This window comes from Planctomycetota bacterium (genome assembly GCA_039182125.1).
Classification (GTDB): Bacteria; Planctomycetota; Phycisphaerae; order Tepidisphaerales; family Tepidisphaeraceae; genus JBCDCH01.
This window is the reverse complement of record JBCDCH010000080.1, coordinates 1-17,367: the sequence shown is the minus strand read 5'-3', so window position 1 is coordinate 17,367 and position 17,367 is coordinate 1. Positions and strand designations below refer to the sequence as shown.

General features: G+C 63.9%; 16 protein-coding genes and 1 pseudogene. 9 read left to right on the top strand and 8 right to left on the bottom strand.

The window, feature by feature from the left end:
• Positions 1 to 198: sigma factor-like helix-turn-helix DNA-binding protein (locus AAGD32_16025; protein ID MEM8875754.1), on the top strand; the 198-nt coding region annotated here is incomplete at its 5' end.
• Positions 199 to 884: 686 nt separating this feature from the next.
• Here the strand turns inward: AAGD32_16025 and rfbB are convergent.
• From rfbB to ispH, 4 genes are all read right to left on the bottom strand, one after another.
• Positions 885 to 1,916: a dTDP-glucose 4,6-dehydratase gene (rfbB, locus tag AAGD32_16020; protein ID MEM8875753.1), complete on the bottom strand. Its 1,032-nt coding sequence runs from the start codon at positions 1,914 to 1,916 to the stop codon at positions 885 to 887.
• A gap of 43 nt (positions 1,917 to 1,959) precedes the next feature.
• Positions 1,960 to 2,757 (bottom strand): FkbM family methyltransferase, encoded by a 798-nt coding sequence (locus tag AAGD32_16015; protein MEM8875752.1) that lies wholly within the window; start codon positions 2,755 to 2,757, stop codon positions 1,960 to 1,962.
• Between the two features lie 45 nt (positions 2,758 to 2,802).
• Positions 2,803 to 3,552: a sugar phosphate nucleotidyltransferase gene (locus AAGD32_16010; protein MEM8875751.1), complete on the bottom strand. Its 750-nt coding sequence runs from the start codon at positions 3,550 to 3,552 to the stop codon at positions 2,803 to 2,805.
• 72 nt (positions 3,553 to 3,624) lie between these two features.
• Positions 3,625 to 4,563, bottom strand: a complete 939-nt coding sequence (gene ispH, locus AAGD32_16005) for a 4-hydroxy-3-methylbut-2-enyl diphosphate reductase (protein MEM8875750.1) — start codon at positions 4,561 to 4,563, stop codon at positions 3,625 to 3,627.
• Between the two features lie 29 nt (positions 4,564 to 4,592).
• On the opposite strand from ispH, the gene AAGD32_16000 reads away from it, so the two are divergent.
• Entirely contained in the window at positions 4,593 to 5,837 is a 1,245-nt protein-coding gene (locus AAGD32_16000) for a pitrilysin family protein (protein ID MEM8875749.1), read from the top strand.
• 32 nt (positions 5,838 to 5,869) lie between these two features.
• Here the strand turns inward: AAGD32_16000 and AAGD32_15995 are convergent, their stop codons facing one another.
• Positions 5,870 to 6,742: an SMP-30/gluconolactonase/LRE family protein gene (locus tag AAGD32_15995; GenBank protein ID MEM8875748.1), complete on the bottom strand. Its 873-nt coding sequence runs from the start codon at positions 6,740 to 6,742 to the stop codon at positions 5,870 to 5,872.
• 2 nt (positions 6,743 to 6,744) lie between these two features.
• Complete coding sequence (locus AAGD32_15990; protein MEM8875747.1) at positions 6,745 to 7,617, bottom strand: metallophosphoesterase; 873 nt, start codon at positions 7,615 to 7,617, stop codon at positions 6,745 to 6,747.
• A 37-nt stretch (positions 7,618 to 7,654) separates the two neighbouring features.
• On the opposite strand from AAGD32_15990, the gene AAGD32_15985 reads away from it, so the two are divergent.
• Together AAGD32_15985 and AAGD32_15980 are read left to right on the top strand one after the other, a co-directional pair.
• Entirely contained in the window at positions 7,655 to 8,431 is a 777-nt protein-coding gene (locus AAGD32_15985; GenBank protein ID MEM8875746.1) for an ABC transporter ATP-binding protein, read from the top strand.
• Between the two features lie 6 nt (positions 8,432 to 8,437).
• Positions 8,438 to 11,305: an ABC transporter permease gene (locus AAGD32_15980; protein MEM8875745.1), complete on the top strand. Its 2,868-nt coding sequence runs from the start codon at positions 8,438 to 8,440 to the stop codon at positions 11,303 to 11,305.
• A 4-nt stretch (positions 11,306 to 11,309) separates the two neighbouring features.
• Here AAGD32_15980 and AAGD32_15975 read toward each other — a convergent pair whose 3' ends face one another.
• Positions 11,310 to 11,873, bottom strand: coding sequence for a GNAT family N-acetyltransferase (locus AAGD32_15975; GenBank protein ID MEM8875744.1), 564 nt, complete (start codon positions 11,871 to 11,873; stop codon positions 11,310 to 11,312).
• A gap of 150 nt (positions 11,874 to 12,023) precedes the next feature.
• On the opposite strand from AAGD32_15975, the gene mgtE reads away from it, so the two are divergent.
• Complete coding sequence (gene mgtE / locus AAGD32_15970) at positions 12,024 to 13,361, top strand: magnesium transporter (GenBank protein ID MEM8875743.1); 1,338 nt, start codon at positions 12,024 to 12,026, stop codon at positions 13,359 to 13,361.
• Between the two features lie 866 nt (positions 13,362 to 14,227).
• Here mgtE and AAGD32_15965 read toward each other — a convergent pair.
• Positions 14,228 to 14,743: pseudogene (locus AAGD32_15965) on the bottom strand (glycosyltransferase family 39 protein).
• Positions 14,744 to 15,243: 500 nt separating this feature from the next.
• On the opposite strand from AAGD32_15965, the gene AAGD32_15960 reads away from it, so the two are divergent.
• The 4 genes from AAGD32_15960 (at position 15,244) to AAGD32_15945 (ending at position 17,347) form a co-directional block, all read left to right on the top strand.
• Positions 15,244 to 15,456, top strand: coding sequence for an AtpZ/AtpI family protein (locus tag AAGD32_15960; protein ID MEM8875742.1), 213 nt, complete (start codon positions 15,244 to 15,246; stop codon positions 15,454 to 15,456).
• A 9-nt stretch (positions 15,457 to 15,465) separates the two neighbouring features.
• Positions 15,466 to 15,888: a hypothetical protein gene (locus AAGD32_15955; protein ID MEM8875741.1), complete on the top strand. Its 423-nt coding sequence runs from the start codon at positions 15,466 to 15,468 to the stop codon at positions 15,886 to 15,888.
• Positions 15,889 to 15,920: 32 nt separating this feature from the next.
• Complete coding sequence (gene atpB, locus AAGD32_15950; protein MEM8875740.1) at positions 15,921 to 16,871, top strand: F0F1 ATP synthase subunit A; 951 nt, start codon at positions 15,921 to 15,923, stop codon at positions 16,869 to 16,871.
• A 254-nt stretch (positions 16,872 to 17,125) separates the two neighbouring features.
• Positions 17,126 to 17,347, top strand: a complete 222-nt coding sequence (locus AAGD32_15945) for an ATP synthase F0 subunit C (GenBank protein MEM8875739.1) — start codon at positions 17,126 to 17,128, stop codon at positions 17,345 to 17,347.
• Positions 17,348 to 17,367: the final 20 nt, after the last annotated feature.

The window sequence follows — 17,367 nt, the reverse complement described above, 5'->3', positions numbered from 1 at the left end:
GATGAGATGATGGCGGCGCTCGCCCAGCTGTCTTCCGAGGCGCGTTGTTGTCTGCTGTTGCGGGTCATCGAGGATCTTTCGTACGCCGAGATCTCCGAGTTGCTGCGGATCCCGGAGGGAACCGCCATGAGCCATGTGTTCCGCAGCAAGAAGTCGATGCGCGCCCGCTTGTCTCCACGTATCCAGAATGAATCATGACGCGGCAACCTCCGATCACTAGCGACGAAATCGATGCGTATCTTGACGATCGTCTCGATCCCGCTGCGCGATCCGAATTCGAGACAAGGTTGGCTCAGGATTCGGCCGCACAACAGCAGCTTAACGAAGCGCGACAACTCAACGAAAATCTTCGCGCGCAGTTTGGTCCTCCTCAGATCACCGTGGATGACGTCGAACAATGGTTAGCGTCGGCAACACCGGCGAAGGTTGACCCTTGGCGACGCGTGGTGTTGGTCGTGAGTGCCTTGGCGGCTGTGGCCTTGATCGGCTTTGCCCTTTGGTCCGCCACCGGCAACGATCCGCCGCAGCCTTTTTTTGAACCGCGTCCGTTGGCCGCGATCTTCGATGAAACGGTCGCCAATGGGTTTCGTCCTTATTATTTCTGCGACGACCCGCAGCGATTCGCTGGCACGTTTACGAAACGCCAGGGCACTTCCCTGCAGTTGGCCGACACGCCCGACGATCGTGAAATGATCGGCCTCTCATACCTCGGCGGGCTTACCCGCGATACGACCGCGATGCTGTGCCGTGTTGATGATCAGCCAGTGATCGTGTTCGTGGATCGAGCCGATGCGGCTTCACAGGCCGTCACCACTCCGCGGGCGGACCTGTTTGTCCACACCGCCACCTTGGTCGCCCGCCTTGCTTGTCGTATGCAACGTCGATCACCGGCCGGCGTACTGCTCGTCATAGTACTTCATGTACTCGCCGCTCTTGATCGCGCGCCACCAGTCTTGGTTGTCGCGGTACCACTGGATGGTGGTTTTGATGGCGTCCTCGAAGCGGTGCTTCGGCTCCCAGCCGAGGTCGCGTTTGATCTTGCTGGCGTCGATGGCGTAGCGGCGGTCGTGGCCGGCGCGGTCCTGGACATACTTGACCGACGTGTCCCAGTCCTTGCCCATCGCTTCGAGGACGATCTCGGTGATGCGGCGGTTGGTCATCTCGTTGTTGCCGCCGACGTTGTAGACCTCGCCGGGCTTGGCTTTGGTGAGCACGTTCCAGATCGCGTCGCAGTGATCCTCGACGTAGAGCCAGTCGCGGATGTTCATGCCGTCGCCGTAGAGGGGGACTTGCTTGTCCTCCATCAGGTTGGTGACGAACAGGGGGATGAGCTTTTCGGGGAAGTGGTAGGGGCCGTAGTTGTTGGAGCAGCGCGTGGTGAGCACGGGCATGCCGTGGGTCTCGAAGTAGCTGCGGACCAGCACGTCACCGCCGCACTTACTCGCGGAATACGGGGAGTTCGGGGCGAGGGGCGTGTCCTCGGTGAACATGACCGACTTGTCGTCCTCGGGCAGGGTGCCGTAAACCTCGTCTGTGCTGACCATGAGGAAGCGTTCGCAGTCGCGCTTCTTGGCTTCGTCGAGCAAGATCTGGGTGCCAACGACATTGGTCTGCACGAACGGGCCCGACGACATGATCGAGCGATCCACGTGCGACTCGGCGGCGAAGTGGACGACGTGCGTCACGCCGTTCTCATCCATCGCGGTGGCGACGTCGTCGGCGTTGCAGATGTCGCCCTTGACGAAGGTGAGTTTGTCCGGGTGGGCTGCGAGCAGGTCCTGAAGGTTCGCGAGGTTGCCGGCGTAGGTGAGCTTGTCGAACGCGACGAGCCGCACGTCTTCGCCGCGATTCAGGAGCATGCGGACGAAGTTGGAGCCGATGAAGCCGGCTGCACCGGTGACGAGGAGGGTGGACATACGCCAACAGTATCGGGCCGAAACCCGACCGGCATCACCCGATTCAGCCGTCTTCTCGGAACGCTCCGAAGACCGCGCGACTGTTCGGAGAGGGAACCACCTTAAACCGCAGGCCAATCCCATCGAGGGCCGCACGAAGCTGCGTCTGACCGAGATCGCCGTGAAGTTCAATCACAAGATTGCGCATGCGCGGCACCCACTGGTCGGCGATCTCGAACAGCTCGCGTTCGCCGCCCTCAATGTCGATCTTGAGCAGATCAATGCCATCGGGGAACTTGGCGATCAGCGACGAAATGCTGACGGTCGGCAGCGGCTGCTGGCCCGGCTCGGGCGGGGTCTCGACCATGGTAAACTTGGCGGCGTTGACGCTGCGGTCCAGCCAGAACGGCCGATCGTGCGACACGACCAACGCCTCGACACGCTCGATGTCGATCGACAGCGGCTCGATGTTCCGCCGCAGCATTGCCATGTTTTCCGGATCGGGCTCCACAACGACAACCTTGCGCAGCTCCGGAAACGACGCATTCCAGTATCGCACCGATAGCCCGACATTTCCGCCGAGGTCAAGGACATCGCGGACGGTCCCGATTAGATGCTCGTGGATCCAGCCGTATTCGTTGTCGTGAAAGATCTCACCAACAATGAACGTGTCGGTCGTCCCGATTCGGGCGAAGACGGGTTGGGCTTCGCTGTTGAGATTGAGCCGGACGACACGATTGCGGAAGGGCAGCGGGAGCGGCAGCTTCTTCGCGAGAAACCGGCCGTACATCTCCTTCACGAACGACAACGTGTCCGAATACAGCTTGCGACGGTCGGTATGTGCCCGTAACCGAGTAAGCATGTTCGAACTGGAACATACCGCAGCCGATCAACATTCGGAAGGAAATTAGGGATTCTTGTTGGCCCCGATTTCGGCGATCTTCTTGCCGGCCTCGTGGTAGAAGTCGAGGTTCTCGCCGCAGTCGCCCCACCAGCCGTGGACGTTGTCGGCGGTCATGGTGCCTGCGTCGATGTAGGCGTTGTTGACGTCGGTAATTTCGAGCTCGCCGCGGCCGCTGGGCTTGAGGGTTTTGACGATGTCGAAGACGTGGCCGTCGTAGAAGTACACGCCGATGACGGCCTTGTTGCTCTTGGGGTTTTCCGGTTTTTCGACGATGCCGACGACCTTGTCGCCGTCCATCTCCGCGACGCCGTAGGCCTTGGGGTTCTCGACCTCGGCGAGCAGGATCTTCGCGCCTTTGCCACCGGAGTCGGCGAGCTGTTGTCGGAAGTTGTCGGCCTGCTTCTTGATGGAGTACTCCAGCACGTTATCGCCGAGGATGAGCATGATCGGCTCGCCGTCGACGTACCGCTCGCAAAGCCCCAGCGCGGCGGCGATGCCGGTCGCGTCAGGCTGATAGGTGTAGGTCAGGTGCTTAAGGCCGAACTCGTGGCCGTTGCCGAGCAGGCGGATGTAGTCGCCGGCGTTGTTGCCGCCGCAGACGAGCATGACCTCCTCGATGCCGGCCTTGGCCATGCACTCGAGGGGGTAGTAGATCATCGGCTTTTTGTAGACCGGTAGCAGGTGCTTGTTCGTGACCGTGGTCAGCGGAAACAGTCGGCTACCGGTGCCGCCAGCGAGGATAACGCCCTTCATGTGGTGCAGTATCGGCGGATGGGTCCGAAAAATCACCCCGTGGAATATCGGACGCCGTTTGACGGTGCGGCGTTAGGAAACCACCGCCAATGACCGTGCCGACTTGGGCAAAGCGAAGTGGACGTTCTCATCGGCGAGGGTGCGTGTCTCCACCGTCGCCCCGTGGTCGGCGATGAGCTTGCCAAGCAGGTCCTCCACGAGGTGCTCGGGGGCGCTCGCCCCGGCGGTGACGAGGACGGTGTCAACGCCGGCGAACCACTCGGACTGGAGTTCCGATGCATCGTCGATCAGGTGGCCGGGTGTGCCGACCTCGACGGCGCGATCAACGAGCCGGTTGCTGTTGGACGAGTTCTTGCTGCCGACGACGAGCACAAGATCGACCTCAGGGGAAAAGAGCGACACCGCTTCCTGCCGGTTGGTCGTCGCGTAGCAGATGTCTTCCTTCGCCGGCTCGCGCACCTGCGGGAATCTTGCCTTGAGTGCGTCGATGACGCGGTTGGCGTCGGTGACACTCAGCGTGGTCTGCGTGACGTAAGCCAGCTTGGTCTCGGTCGTGAACGGTAGCGAGTCGACTTCCTCGGCTTCCTCGATGATCGTGATGTGGTCCGGCGCTTCGCCGGCGGTGCCGATGGCTTCCTGGTGGTTGCGGTGGCCGATGAAGACGATTTCGTAACCCTCGCGGGCGTAACGGATCACCTCGTTGTGAACCTTGGTCACCAACGGGCAGGTCGCGTCGTGAATCGTGAGGCTTCGAGCCTTGGCGGTCTCGCGGACGGCGGGCGGAATGCCGTGAGCGCTGAAGACGACCGTTTCGCCCTCGGGCACTTCGGCAACGTCTTCGACGAACGTCACGCCACGCGACTTGAAGTCATCCACGACATGCTTGTTGTGAACGATCTCGTGGTAGACGTAGACGGGTGCGCCTTGAGCCTTGAGCACCTGGTCGACGACCTCGATGGCCATGCGTACGCCGGCACAAAAGCCACGCGGATTGGCGAGAATGACTTTCATCGTGCGTTCCATCCTACGCTTGCGGTTCGATGACTGATCAACCTGCGTCCGACGGATATCACATTCACACGCTGCCCAACGGTTTCACACTGTTGGCCGAGCCGATGGACGGGGTGGCGTCGGCGGCGATGACGTTGCAGGTCGCGGCGGGGGCGGCGAGCGATCCAGTCAGTCGGCTGGGCACGGCCACGGTGCTCTCGGAACTCGTGTTGCGAGGGGCCGGTGATCGGGACAGTCGAACGCTCACCGAGTACCTCGACTTCCTCGGCCTGATGCGCGGTGCGTCGGCCGGCACGAACCACACCCGCTTCTCTGCGGCCGGCGTTAGCGGCAACGTACTCGAAGCGCTGCCGGCCTATGCGGACGTACTTCGTCGACCACACTTGAAGGAAGACGATTTCCAGGCCGCCCGGGAACTCGCCGTGGCCGCGCTGCAAGGCCTCGACGACGATCCCCGACAGCAGTTGTTCGTGCTGCTGCGTGAGTGGTTCTGGCCGGCACCGCTCGGTCGAAACGCCATGGGCGATCCGGAGCATCTCGCGAAGATGACCGTCGACACCTGCAAGTTGCACCACGCCGAGCGGTACCAGCCGGACGACGGGCTCATCGCGGTCGCCGGCAAGATCGACGTCGACGCTTGGCGGTCGGCGGTGGAAGCGCAGCTCGGCGATTGGACCGGCCCCGGCATCGACGAGGAGCAGCTCCACCCACCCGCCGGCCCGCGGCACTTCGAGGAAACCGACAGCGAGCAGACGCACATTGGCCTGGCCATGCCCGCCGAGCCGGAGCAGAGCCCCGAGTACTACGCCGCCCGGGTCGCGATCGAGATCCTCGGCGGCAGCAGCAGCGCACGCCTGTTCACCGAAGTCCGCGAGAAGCGCGGCCTCTGCTACGCTGTCTCCGCAAGCTACAGCTCACTTCCCGGGTTGGCCGGCCTGTTCATCTACTCCGGTACGTCCAACGAACGCGCACAGGCGACCCTCGACACGATCAACGACGAGGTGAAGAAGTTCGGTCAGGGCGTGAGCGAGGACGAAGTCGAGCGGGCCAAGGTCGGGCTTGCCGCCGCGACGGTGATGGCGAGTGAATCGACCAGCGCACGGGCCAACGCGCTGGCCCGTGACTGGCGGGTGCATGGTCGGCTTCGGTCGCTCGACGAGATCGTGAGCGCGATCGAGACGGTGACCGTGGCAGACGTGAACGCGTATGCGGAGAAGCAAGTCGCGACGCCGGTGACGCGGGTGATTGTCGGGCCGAAGGATTTGGCGGATTGACGGAGCGGCTACGCCGCGGCCGCAAAATGCGGTTACATTGCCGGCTGCGCGTTGACCTTGATGCGGTACAGCGATGATCGGGCGGTCATCCAGAGGTAGCCGTCGGCGAGTTCGCAGTTGGCGGGGGATTCGGGGCACTCGACGGTTCCGAGGTGCGTGCCGTCGGGGGCGAAGACCTGCACGCCGTCGCCGGCGGTACACCAGAGGTTGCCGGCGGTGTCGACGCGCATGCCGTCGGGCACGCCGGGGTCGATCTCGCAGAACACCTCGCCGCCGCTGAGGCTGCCGTCGTTTTCGACGGTGAACTTGCGGACGTGCTTCTTCTCGTCGTCGCCGATGTAGAGGATCGACTCATCGGGGCTGAAGGCGAGCCCGTTTGGCCGGCCGAAGTCCTTCGCGACGGGCACGACTTCGGTGCCATCGACGCGGAAGACGTAGCAGCCGCCGTACTCCATCAGTTCGTCGCGCTTGTCGGCGGGCAGGCCCCAGTACGGGTCGGTGAAGTACACGATGCCGCTGGAATGGACGACGATGTCGTTGGGGCTGTTGAACTTCTTGCCGTCCCACTCGTGGACGAGCACGGTCCGCTCGCCGTCGGTCGTGGTCGAAACCACCCGGCTCGAATGTTCGCAGGTGTAGAGCACGCCGTCGTGGACGGTGTTGCCGTTGGCGTTGTGGCTCGGCGTGCGAAAGACCTGCGGGCCGTCGGCTTCGAGCGCGTGAATCGTGTCCTTGGGGATGTCCGAGAAGACCAACCGGCCGTCGAGCCAGGCGGGCCCTTCGAGGAAGCCGAAGCCGGTGGCGACTTTCTCGATCTTCGCATCGGCGGGGACAAGATCGGCAAACGACGGCGCGGGCTGGGACGATTGGGCCATGGCGGCCAGCATCATGAGCGGCAGGATCATCGTCAAGATGGTAACGAAAGTTCGACCGAGAGTTTCTTTCGATAACCGCTGCCGATGTTGATCGCGTTGACCGGCCCGATGTCGCACTCGGCGGGGAAGTGGCTGTGGCCGCAGAGGATGTGGCGGACGTTTGGTGCGGCGAGCATGCGTCCGCCGAGCTTGGGGCTGCCCAGGTAGGCTCGAACAAAGTCGAGTTGCAACATGCGACGCGGCGGCAACAACCCTGCCAGCGGAACCGTGTGCGTTGCCGCGACGACGGTCTTGGCGTCCGCAACCGCCAGCAGGTCCGCGTCGAGGTCGGCCATGCATTGATCAAAAATGTCGGCTCGTGCCCCTCGGACGTAGCGTGTATCGTTCCAACGGGCAAACAGTTTGTTGCCCGGAAACTCACACCGCCGTGCATCGTCGATCATCTGCTTCGGACTGCCGCGTGTGAGGACATAACCTGGCGAAACGCCGGCTTCGTAGAAAGGTTTCGGGATGTTGAGCGAGTCGACGGAAAACCCGAGGTCGTACCAGCCAAGGTTGCCCACGATGGCCAAGTCTCCGACGCGGAAAGGCGAACCTTGGAGCCAATGCCAACCGGTCGCGGCGACACGCCTAGGCAGAGCGTCGGTGAGCAGGTTCAACGCGTCATTACTCGGCTCGCTCGTCCACAGATCATGGTTGCCCGGGACGAACAGCTTCGCCCCGCGGAAGTCGTCGAAGAGTCCGAGGCATTCATCTAACGTGTCGCCGTCCCACACCGCCGCATCGCCGAGCATGAACAGCACGTCGCTGCCACGCCGCACGACCTGACGGGCCTGGGCCTCGGCGCTTTCGCGGCTCTTGCGGTGGTTCAGGTGCAGGTCGGCGAGGGCAACTAAACGGGTCAATGGCGAAACCTTCGCACAAGCCTAGCATGCCCACCGCATGCCGGAGTCTGCCTTCGAGTCCGACAACCAAGCCGATGCACTGCCGCTGCGCGTGACCAACGTGAGCAAGTCCTTCAGGCAGGGCGGCCATGCCGTGACCGCCTTGGATGACATTTCCATCGACGTCACCGCTGGCACATTCCTCGCGATCATGGGCCAGTCCGGCTCGGGGAAATCGACACTTTTGCATCTGATGGCCGGCCTCGCGCAGCCGACCAAGGGGCATGTCCTTGTCCGCGGATCGGACATCGCCACGCTCTCGGACCGCAAGCTCACGCTCTTCCGCCGGCGGCACATTGGGCTGGTGTTTCAATCGTTCAACCTGATCCCGACGCTGACCGCACGGGAGAACGTCGCGCTACCACTCCGGCTCGATGGGCGGGAGGATGCGTTGCCCCGTGTGGACGAACTGCTCGACACGCTCGGCATCGGTCCGCGCGGTGGACACCGCCCCGACGCGATGTCCGGCGGCGAACAGCAACGCGTCGCGATCGGTCGGGCGCTGATCACCGACCCTGCGGTCATCCTCGCCGACGAGCCGACGGGTAACCTCGACAGCGCCAACAGCAAAAGTGTCTGCGAACTGCTGCGTGACCTGTCGACCTTGCACGGCAAGACGATCGTGATGGTGACGCATGAGCCGCACGTCGCGGCGTATGCCCACGAGGTCGCCGTGCTCCGCGACGGCAAGCTCGTCGAGCGGTTCGAGAACGGCGAGTTCACCGACGACGCCGGCGTCGAGGTTTCGGCCAAGTACCAGGAAGCCCTTGCCTAGCCGACCATGGGTTTGACGCTTTCGCTCATCTACCGACACGCGCTGGCACGGAAGGTGCGCACAGTGCTGACCGTGCTCGCGGTCGCGCTGTCGGTCGCCCTCGTGGTGGGCGTGACCAGCGGGTACAAGTCGATGGAAGCGTCGGCCCGGGCGCTGCTGCTCGAAATGATGGGCAGCGAGGACATCCGTGTCCAGCCGACGCGGCTGTATGACGGCCTTCTGCCGGCGTCGTTACCGCGCGAACTGCTCGATCATCCGGACTTCGGCGGAGACCTCGCCTCGGCATTGGGTCGGCTCAAGCTCACGCAGACCGTTGAGAGCAAGGAAACCGCTGTGCGGGCCGACGTGGTCGGACTTCGCCCTGATGACGACAAGGCCGCCGGCTTGCCGGTCAGTTACTCGGTCTTCGAAGACATTCCCAAGGGAAGCAACGACGGGCGAATCAAGTTCAGCGCGCCGGACGCGCGGGAGGCGTACGTCGACGTTGGCTTGGCCAACAACGGACTTGAGCCGAACGATGAACTGCTCATCCCCGTTGGCGACGAGTTGGTGCCGTTTCGCGTCGTCGGATACGTGCACAAGCCCGCGATCGTCGCGCTGGCGATTCGGACCGCATACGTTCCGCTCGGTGCGCTGCAGGGGCCGAACGAAGAGGTCAGCGAGGTCTTGATCAACCTGAAGCCGGGCCGGGATGTCGAGTCGGTCGCGGCAAAACTTCAAGCCCACCTCGGCGAGAAGCTGGAGGTGCGTGTCTTGCGGGCCGACCGTGAGGAGCTGGACAAGAACCTTCGGTCGACCGAGCTGTTGAGCGTGCTCGGCGGTAGCGTCGCGATGGTGGCGGGAACCTTCATCGTGTTTACCACGTTGAGCATGGGCGTGGCCGAGCGGCAGCGGACGTTGGCGATGCTCCGCGCGATCGGTGCCGAGCGGCGTCAGGTCGGTGCTTTGGTCATCGTCGAAGGCGTGGTGCTGGGATTCGTCGGCGTCGTGCTCGGCATTCCCTTGGGCATTGTCGGGCTGGAAGGAATCGCCTGGGCCTTTTCCGACGTGATGAGCGAGGGCGTGGTGCTGAGTTGGATCGGCATCGCCGCGGCGGCGGTGGGCATGACGTTGGCCGGCGTGGTGGCAGCGGTGTTGCCGGCGCTTCGGGCCATGCGGCTGGACCCGCTCGAAGCCATGGCTCCGTCGGCATCGGGCGAGTTGCGGATGCCGTGGGGGTTGGTCGTGCTCGGCCTGGTTCTGGCCGGATTTGATTCATTCCTATTGTTCAGCCCGGACGGCAACCCGATCATCACCGCGTTCGGACTGGCGTCGGCGTACGAGAAGGAAGTGCGGTTTTACGGGCACTTGGTGCTTGGTTTGCCCGCGCTGATGTTCGGATTTTTCCTCGTCGCACCGGCGTTCGTCTGGGGTGTGGAGCGGACCGCCAACATCGGTGTCAATCTCGGCCGACGACATGCATTGATGCCGATCATCGGGGTGCTTCTGATCGCCTTGAGCTTGGCTGGTGGTTGGTTGCTCATGCGGATGATCGCCTTCGACACGGCGGCGGCGTTACTGGGCGTCGTCATTGCGATACCGGCGTTTTTTGGCGTGACCTGCGGGCTGGGCATGATCTTCGCCGGCGTGTTCCGTCGAGATTTCGAACTGCTTCGCCAGCAACTCACCGGCAGCGTCTGGCGGGCCGCCGGTACCGCGAGCGGCTTGATGGTCGGGCTGTCCGTGCTGGTTGTGATGCAGATCCAGGGCGGCAGCGCGCTGCGTAGCTGGCAGTTGCCCGACGGGTTTCCCGATGTTTTCGTGTACACGCTCACCCGCACCGTGGCGTTCGAGGACGAGCAGGTCGAGCAGATTGCCGCACTACCCGAGATCGGCGTGCGTGACGACGGTGCCCCGGCGGTGCTGCCGATCTATCTGCTCTCACCAAACCTGCCGGATCTGCCGTTCGCGTTGGCGGGCTTGCGGATGCCGGAGAACACCACGTTCGTCGGTTGCGAGCCCGGGCCGATGTTGGACATGCTCCAACTCGACTTCGTCGAAGGCAACGAGGCCGACGCCCGGGTCATGCTCGAGCAGGACGGGCATGTGCTGGTCACGGAGGAGTTCCGCCGGCTCAAGGGGCTTGGCGTCGGTGACGTGTTCGAGTTGGCGACCGAGGAGGGGCCGGTCGACTTCATCGTTGCCGGGGTCGTGCGTTCGCCGGGCATCGACGTGATCGTCGCGACGTTCGACATGCGGGGCCAGTTCGAGCAGCAGGCCGCCGCGTGCATCTTCGGCTCCGCCAACGATGCGCGAAACATCTTCAAGGAAGATCGGGCGCGCATCCTGGCGGTTAACCTGCAGCCCGGCGTCGAGCGTGAAGTCGCCGTTCAGAGCCTGCGACGCTCGGTGGGGCGACTGCGGGCGAACATCGCCGATGTACGTGCGATCAAGGAAACGATCACCGGCACCTTCGCACGCATCATGCTCCTTGCAACGACCGTCGCCTGGGCGGCGATGTTCGTCGCGGCGCTGGGTGTGACGAACACGATCCTCGCATCGGTTCGCAGCCGGCGTTGGCAGTTCGGGTTGCTCCGCTCGCTGGGCGTGACACGCGGGGGGTTGCTCAAGCTCGTCGTGGCGGAGGCGGCGCTGCTCGGCGTCGTCGCGGTGATCCTCGGGCTTACCTGCGGCGGTCTCATCGCCACCAACGGGCGCCGGGTGACGCAGATGGTCATCGGCTTCGTGCCGCCGCTGTCGTTCCCCTGGGAACTCATCGCGATCGGTATCGGCGTTGTGATGGCGGTCAGCGTGTTTGCCGCCATGATCCCGGCGATCCGCGTCGCACGAGCGGATCCGCTTGGGCTGCTGCAGGGCGGGCGGTCGGCGTCGTAACACGTCAATCCGTCAACGCGAGGTACCAGAAGAGCGTCGCTTGCTCCTTGACGACGTCGTGGTTGGTGTGGCGCATCTCGTCGAGGCCGGCGAGTTCGAAGCCGAGCTTGGCGAGCAGGGCGTTGGCCGATTGCATGTTGGCCGCCGTCGAGGCAAAGAGCGCACGGTGCTCCGCGTCTCGCGCGGCGGCGACGGTTCGGAAGAGCAGCGCCGACGCCAATCCTTGTCGGCGGTGGTCGTAGTCGGTCCGCAGGTCGACGATCTCCAGCAGCCCTCGCTCGGGTCGCGGCTCGGCAAGCAACGTCGCGACCGGCATGCCCTCGTGCTCGGCACACCAGGCCATCCCTTCCATCACGCCGGCGACGATCTGTTTGTAGGTGAACTCCAACTCGTCGCCGGGCATGTTGGACTTGACCAGCTTCTCCCGCAGGTCGCGCGGCTCGACCGACCACGTCGCCGACAACCCCTCGCCGTCGCGCTGCAGATGCAGGTACGCGTCAGACTCGATCGTCGCATCGATCTCGGCGAGTTCGCCTAGGTCCGTCGGCGTCATGGCACGCAGCTGCATGCCGCCATGATACCGGTCATGAATGTATGATGGCGTATGCCCGATGACCTCCACGGCCCGCAACGCGAATCGCGGCGCGAGATTGCTACCGGCAATATGCCCAATCATGAGACGGAACTTTTGACCGTCCCCCCATCGTTAGACCGAGGCATGTCGTCGCTTGACGTCGACCCGGAAAACGACCCGGCTCACGAGGTGGCCGAGGCGGTGTCGGACCTGCCGGATGCGGATGGTGCGTTGCTGCTCGAGGCGGTGAATGACGAGCGGGCGGCGGACATCGTCGGGCACATGGAACCGGCGGATATCGCGGGTGTGCTGGCCGAGATGGAGAGCGTCGACGCGGGGCGGTTGCTCGCGGACATGGCCACCGGCGAGGCCGCGGCGGTGCTCCACGAGATGGACCCCGACGACCGCGTCGACATCCTCGAGCACCTCGATGAGCAGCTGCACGACGCGGTGATCGACCTGATGGCCCCGGAGGATCAGGAGGAGATCCGCACCCTCGAACGCTTCGAGCCCGACACCGCCGGCGGCATCATGACCACCGAGGTGACCAAGCTGTATGAACAGCTCGACGTCGCCGACGCGATCGAAACGTTGCGTGCCCAGGCCGACGAGCTGGAGATGATGTTCTACAGCTACGTCATCGATCGCCGGGGTCATCTGGTCGGCGTGCTGTCGATGCGCGACCTGATCCTGTCCAAGCCCGAGCGGAAGCTTGCCGACATCATGCGGCCCAACGTGACCGCGCTGCCGGCGTCGATGGACCAGGAGGAAGTCGCGACTCTGTTCCGCAAGTACAACTACCTCGCGATGCCGGTCGTCGATGAGCGCAACAGGCTCATCGGCCTGGTCACCGTCGACGACGTGGTCGACGTGCTACAGGAGGAAGCGACCGAGGACGTGCAGGTGCTGTTCGGTGCCGGTGCGGAGGAACGACTGGCGAGTCCTTGGACATTCAGCTTCAAGTCGCGCACGCCGTGGTTGGTGGTGAATCTTGCGACGGCGTTTGCGGCGGCGTTTGTCGTCGCGATGTTCGAGGACATCATCACCAAGCTTGCGGTACTCGCTGCGTTCATGCCGATCGTCGCGGGGATGGGAGGCAACGCGTCGGCTCAAGCGATGGCGGTCGCGGTGCGTGGTATCGGGGCAGGCAATGTGGATCGGAAGTTGCTACGTCACGTGCTGCAACGTGAGACGCTCGTCGGCCTCTTCACCGGCCTGATCATCGGCGTGCTCACCGGCGTGATCGCGCTGGTTTGGGGTTGGCGTGGCGGGGCGGGGGCGGCGATGATGCTCGGGCTGGTCGTGTTCGCGGCGTTGGTGATCAACCACACGCTCGCCTGTATCAGCGGCGCGGGGATCCCGTTCATCATGAAACGCCTCGGCTTTGACCCGGCACAGTCGGCGACGATCTTCGCGACGACGGTGACGGACGTCGTGGGTTTCTTTGCGCTCTTGGGGTTGGCGGCGTTGGTCCTGACGTAGGGCAGGCACGGCCTGCCATCACCGTGTGGGACGGACCGCAGGCCGTGCCATCCCAACGGCCTCGTGAATGCAAACGGCTTACCTGCCCAACTCATGGGTGTTGGTCCGTCATCCGTCGCGACGACGTTGGAGTCGTCTTCGTCGAGCACCAATCGCCAACGCCAAAGATCGACCGGCGGCATTGAGTACGGTGCCGGCTCGGCACCGACGCGTAACGTGTCGCCCGTCCAGCCATCGATGTCGCTGGCGGCAGAGCGGCGTTGAACGTCGACCAGGAACGCCGAAAGGTACGGCAGTCCGGCCGGAAACGTGATGAGGGCCGGCAGCGTCAGCCAGACGCTCCCGAGCTTGCCGACTTTCGGCCGCGAGACCTCGGCGAGCCGGTGCACCAGCATCGACGCCGCAATGGATACGCAGGCGATCGGGAACAGGGCGAAACGTGCGTACTCGGCCGGCTTGGGGCCTTCGTCGTCGATCGCGAGCAGAACGAACTGCAACAGCACCGCGATCGCCGGCACGGCGAGGAGCCACGGAAGCGCTGTAGACGAAGACGCTTTGCGGTATCGCGCCCAGAAGGTCAGCAACGCGACAGCCCCCAGTCCGATCGGCATCACCCAACCGCCGCCGACGATGAGCAAGTCGAACGCATGCCCGACCGTCTCGAACGACGACGTCGGCTGGTACATCGCGGTGGAGTTGCCGAGATTGCTGGTGAGCAGGTGCGGGGCGGTGAGGGCGTTGATGAGGACGTACGGGTTGGTCAGTGCGTAGGTCAGCGGCGGGAGAACGAGCAATGTGATGATGAAAGCCGCGTTGCCACGCAACGCTGGTGTTTCTCGGTCGGCCACGTCATCGATCTCGCGACCCCAGCGTTGCGTGGCAACGCGGCTCAGCAACATGGGAACCACGAGCCACACGAGCACCGCGCTGATGAGCATGCCCGCGGCGGCGCCGGCGGCGATGCCGACGAGGACGGCGTTGCGGAGCGTCGGATTGCGCACGGAATTGTCGGCCAGCAGGCACGTCAGCAGCATCAGCACCGTCGCGGCCATGTGTGGCTTGGCCTCATGCGTCATCGTCGCCACCGCCGGCAACAGCGCGTACGTCGCCACGCCGATCAGCGCTGCCAGCGGACAGTTGCTCATCCGCCGGACGATGATCCAAACCAGCGCACCGCCGATCGCGCCCCATGCGGCGGAGTACAGCCGGGCGATGACGTAGAACCGGCCGAAGTCGGCGGGGTGGTCGAGATAGTGCGTGACGTCGCCGGTGACGACGGCGAGGCCGGTAACCTTGGTGACGCCGAGCAGGGCGGCGACGGGGTAGACCCAGAGGCCGCCGTATTGGTAGAGCCGGGGGTCGGCATCGCCGCGCTGGGCCATGCCGGCGATCGACGCCATCGTGATGAACTCGTCGGGTTGTTCGGAGAAGAGGCGATACCGCCGAACGATCTCGGCCCGCTGTTGGTCGGTCGCGTTCAGGACGACACCGTCGCGCGAGGCCAGCGGATTCACGTCGACATCCGCGCCACGGTTGCCGGTCGCATCGAACCCGCCGGCCAGTTCGACGATCTCCTGCCCTGTCCACGGCGTCCGGTCGCCGAACAGAAACGCATCATCCGCCCGACTCGGCAGCCCCCAGCCGATGCCCGGCAGGAACACCACCAACGTCGCCAATCCCGCCAGGACCGGCAGCAACCACGATGGATGGGTTCGGCGTGCCAAAGCACCCCATCATGCGGCATTTTCTCCCGGCGACCAACATCCGCCACGGGCCAAAGAGCGCAACTTGATTCGACTGCCGGCAGACCTACATTGTGAGTACGTCGGCATTCGTGAAATTTGTCACGATGTCGGGTGTGACAATGAAGCCGGAGGTACCCGTGGCTGACCCCAGACAAAGCGGATCACCGATGGCACTTGCCGGCATTGGGCTTGAACTGGCCATATTTGTGGGCCTGTTCACGGGGCTTGGATATCTCGCCGACGGCTGGCTCGGAATCGAGCCCTGGCTGACGATTGTCGGCCTGTTCGTCGGCTTCGTGCTTGGCATTTACCGGTTGTTCCTGCAACTCCAACGCATCAACCAAAACTGACCCGCCCCAGTGACCGCGACCCTGCCCAATCCAGTGATCAGTCCGACGGTGGTGGCCGTTCGGGTGGTCGTGGCCACGGCGGTTATGACGGCGCTGGCCGGGGTCGTGACGTTGCTCATTGGCGGCAGTTGGTGGGCCGGTTGGATCGCGGCGGCTTCGGTGGCGTGGATCGCGGTGATCGTCACCGCGCCCGCAATGATCGCCGTCCTGCGTCAACCGGTGACCCAGGCGATGCCGATGTTCCTCGCGGTCGGCATGGGTAGGGCGCTCGTGTTCTTCGTCGGGATCTTCATCGCGATCAAGGCGATGGATATGCCCCGCGTGCCGGTGATCGTGTTGACCATGATTTTCTACGGCGTCGTTCTCGCGGTCGAGACCACCGCGGGGCTGCGTTACTTCAAGGCCGTCCAGCAACCGGCCGCATCTTCCTAGTCGTTCAATCAAGTCGATCAACGAACCTCATCATGCTTCCGCTGACACTCGCTGCCGACAATCCGCTGACCCACGTCATCGACCACGCGATCATCAAGGCCGGGAACTACTTCATCCTCAGCAACCACATGGTCATGGTGACGGTTGCGGCGGTGCTGATGCTGCTGGTCTTCCCGAAGATCACGGAGAAGTACCGGCAGGGCGAGTTGGTCCCGACCGGCACGCGCAACTTCTTCGAGGTCATCCTCGTCTACCTACGCGACGATGTCGCCAAGCCGGCGCTGGGCGATCAGACGACGAAGTACATGCCGTTCCTGTGGACGCTGTTCTTCTTCATCCTGTTCTGCAACCTGCTCGGCCTTCTGCCGCTTGACGTGCTGACCAAGCCGTTGATGGTGATTCCCGGGATCGAGTATTCGATCTACGGCACGGCGACGAGCAACCTCGGCGTCACCTTCGTCCTCGCCTTGTTCGCGTTCGTGTTCTGGACGTACAACGGCATCAAGACGGTCGGCTTCAGTGCGTGGGCGTCCCACTTCACCGCGGGCACGCCTTGGTTCATGTGGATTATCATGGTGCCGGTCGAGTTTGTCGGGATGCTGGTGAAGCCGGCGGCATTGATGATTCGTCTCTTTGCGAATATGACCGGCGGGCACATCCTGCTGGCGGTGCTCATCAGCTTCGTCGCTTTGGCTTACAAGGGCTTTGGCGGTGGAGCCGGCGGCACGGTCGGGGCGATCGGCATCGGCATTCCCGTGCTCATCGGCACCGTCGCGATCATGTTCCTGGAACTCTTCATCGCCTTCCTGCAGGCGTACATCTTCACGTTCCTCACGGCCCTGTTCCTTGGCCAAATGGTCGCCCATCATCACGACGATCACGCACACCACGAGCCGGACTTCGATTACACCAACGACGAGATTCCCGCCGAGCCGGGACCGGCGGCCCCGTACCCGCACGATCCCAAGGCCATGCCCACCTGATCGAGTTGTCACACGAACCACAGACTCTGACGCACGCGGTGCGGGTTGGCGTCCAGTAGGGGTTGAGGCCCGAGAGTCTTAATGATGCTTCACCGCACGGGGCAGGGGTCGGACCGGTTCCCCAAATGCCGGCCAGAAAGTTTCTCACCATGTCGCAAAAGACATTCACCATCGTGGCGGCGATCTTCGCCGTGTTCTGCGTCGCGGTCACCGAGTCGTTCGGTGCGCCCGCCGGTGCGGTCGCCGGTCAGCTAATCGGCGGCGAAGGCGTCGGCGTTCTCGGCAAAGGCATCGGCCTGGGCCTGGTCATCATGGGTGCTGGTAAGGGCATCGGTGCGATCGGCTCCCACACCGTCGACGCCATCGCCCGTCAGCCCGAAGCGGCCGGCCCGGTCGGCCAGAACGGCCTGATCCTCGCCGCGCTCATCGAAGGTGCGACCCTGTTCGCGATCGTCGCGCTCTCGTTCCTGTTCTAAAGTTTGATCCCTCATCAATG

Coding starts and splice junctions, on each gene's coding strand:
- AAGD32_16010 (MEM8875751.1), bottom strand. CDS start 3,552: ATGAAGGGCGTTATCCTCGCTGGCGGCACCGGTAGCCGACTGTTTCCG.
- ispH (MEM8875750.1), bottom strand. CDS start 4,563: ATGAAAGTCATTCTCGCCAATCCGCGTGGCTTTTGTGCCGGCGTACGC.
- AAGD32_16000 (MEM8875749.1), top strand. CDS start 4,593: ATGACTGATCAACCTGCGTCCGACGGATATCACATTCACACGCTGCCC.
- AAGD32_15985 (MEM8875746.1), top strand. CDS start 7,655: ATGCCGGAGTCTGCCTTCGAGTCCGACAACCAAGCCGATGCACTGCCG.
- AAGD32_15995 (MEM8875748.1), bottom strand. CDS start 6,742: ATGATCCTGCCGCTCATGATGCTGGCCGCCATGGCCCAATCGTCCCAG.
- AAGD32_15980 (MEM8875745.1), top strand. CDS start 8,438: ATGGGTTTGACGCTTTCGCTCATCTACCGACACGCGCTGGCACGGAAG.
- rfbB (MEM8875753.1), bottom strand. CDS start 1,916: ATGTCCACCCTCCTCGTCACCGGTGCAGCCGGCTTCATCGGCTCCAAC.
- atpB (MEM8875740.1), top strand. CDS start 15,921: ATGCTTCCGCTGACACTCGCTGCCGACAATCCGCTGACCCACGTCATC.
- mgtE (MEM8875743.1), top strand. CDS start 12,024: ATGTCGTCGCTTGACGTCGACCCGGAAAACGACCCGGCTCACGAGGTG.
- AAGD32_15975 (MEM8875744.1), bottom strand. CDS start 11,873: ATGCAGCTGCGTGCCATGACGCCGACGGACCTAGGCGAACTCGCCGAG.
- AAGD32_16015 (MEM8875752.1), bottom strand. CDS start 2,757: ATGCTTACTCGGTTACGGGCACATACCGACCGTCGCAAGCTGTATTCG.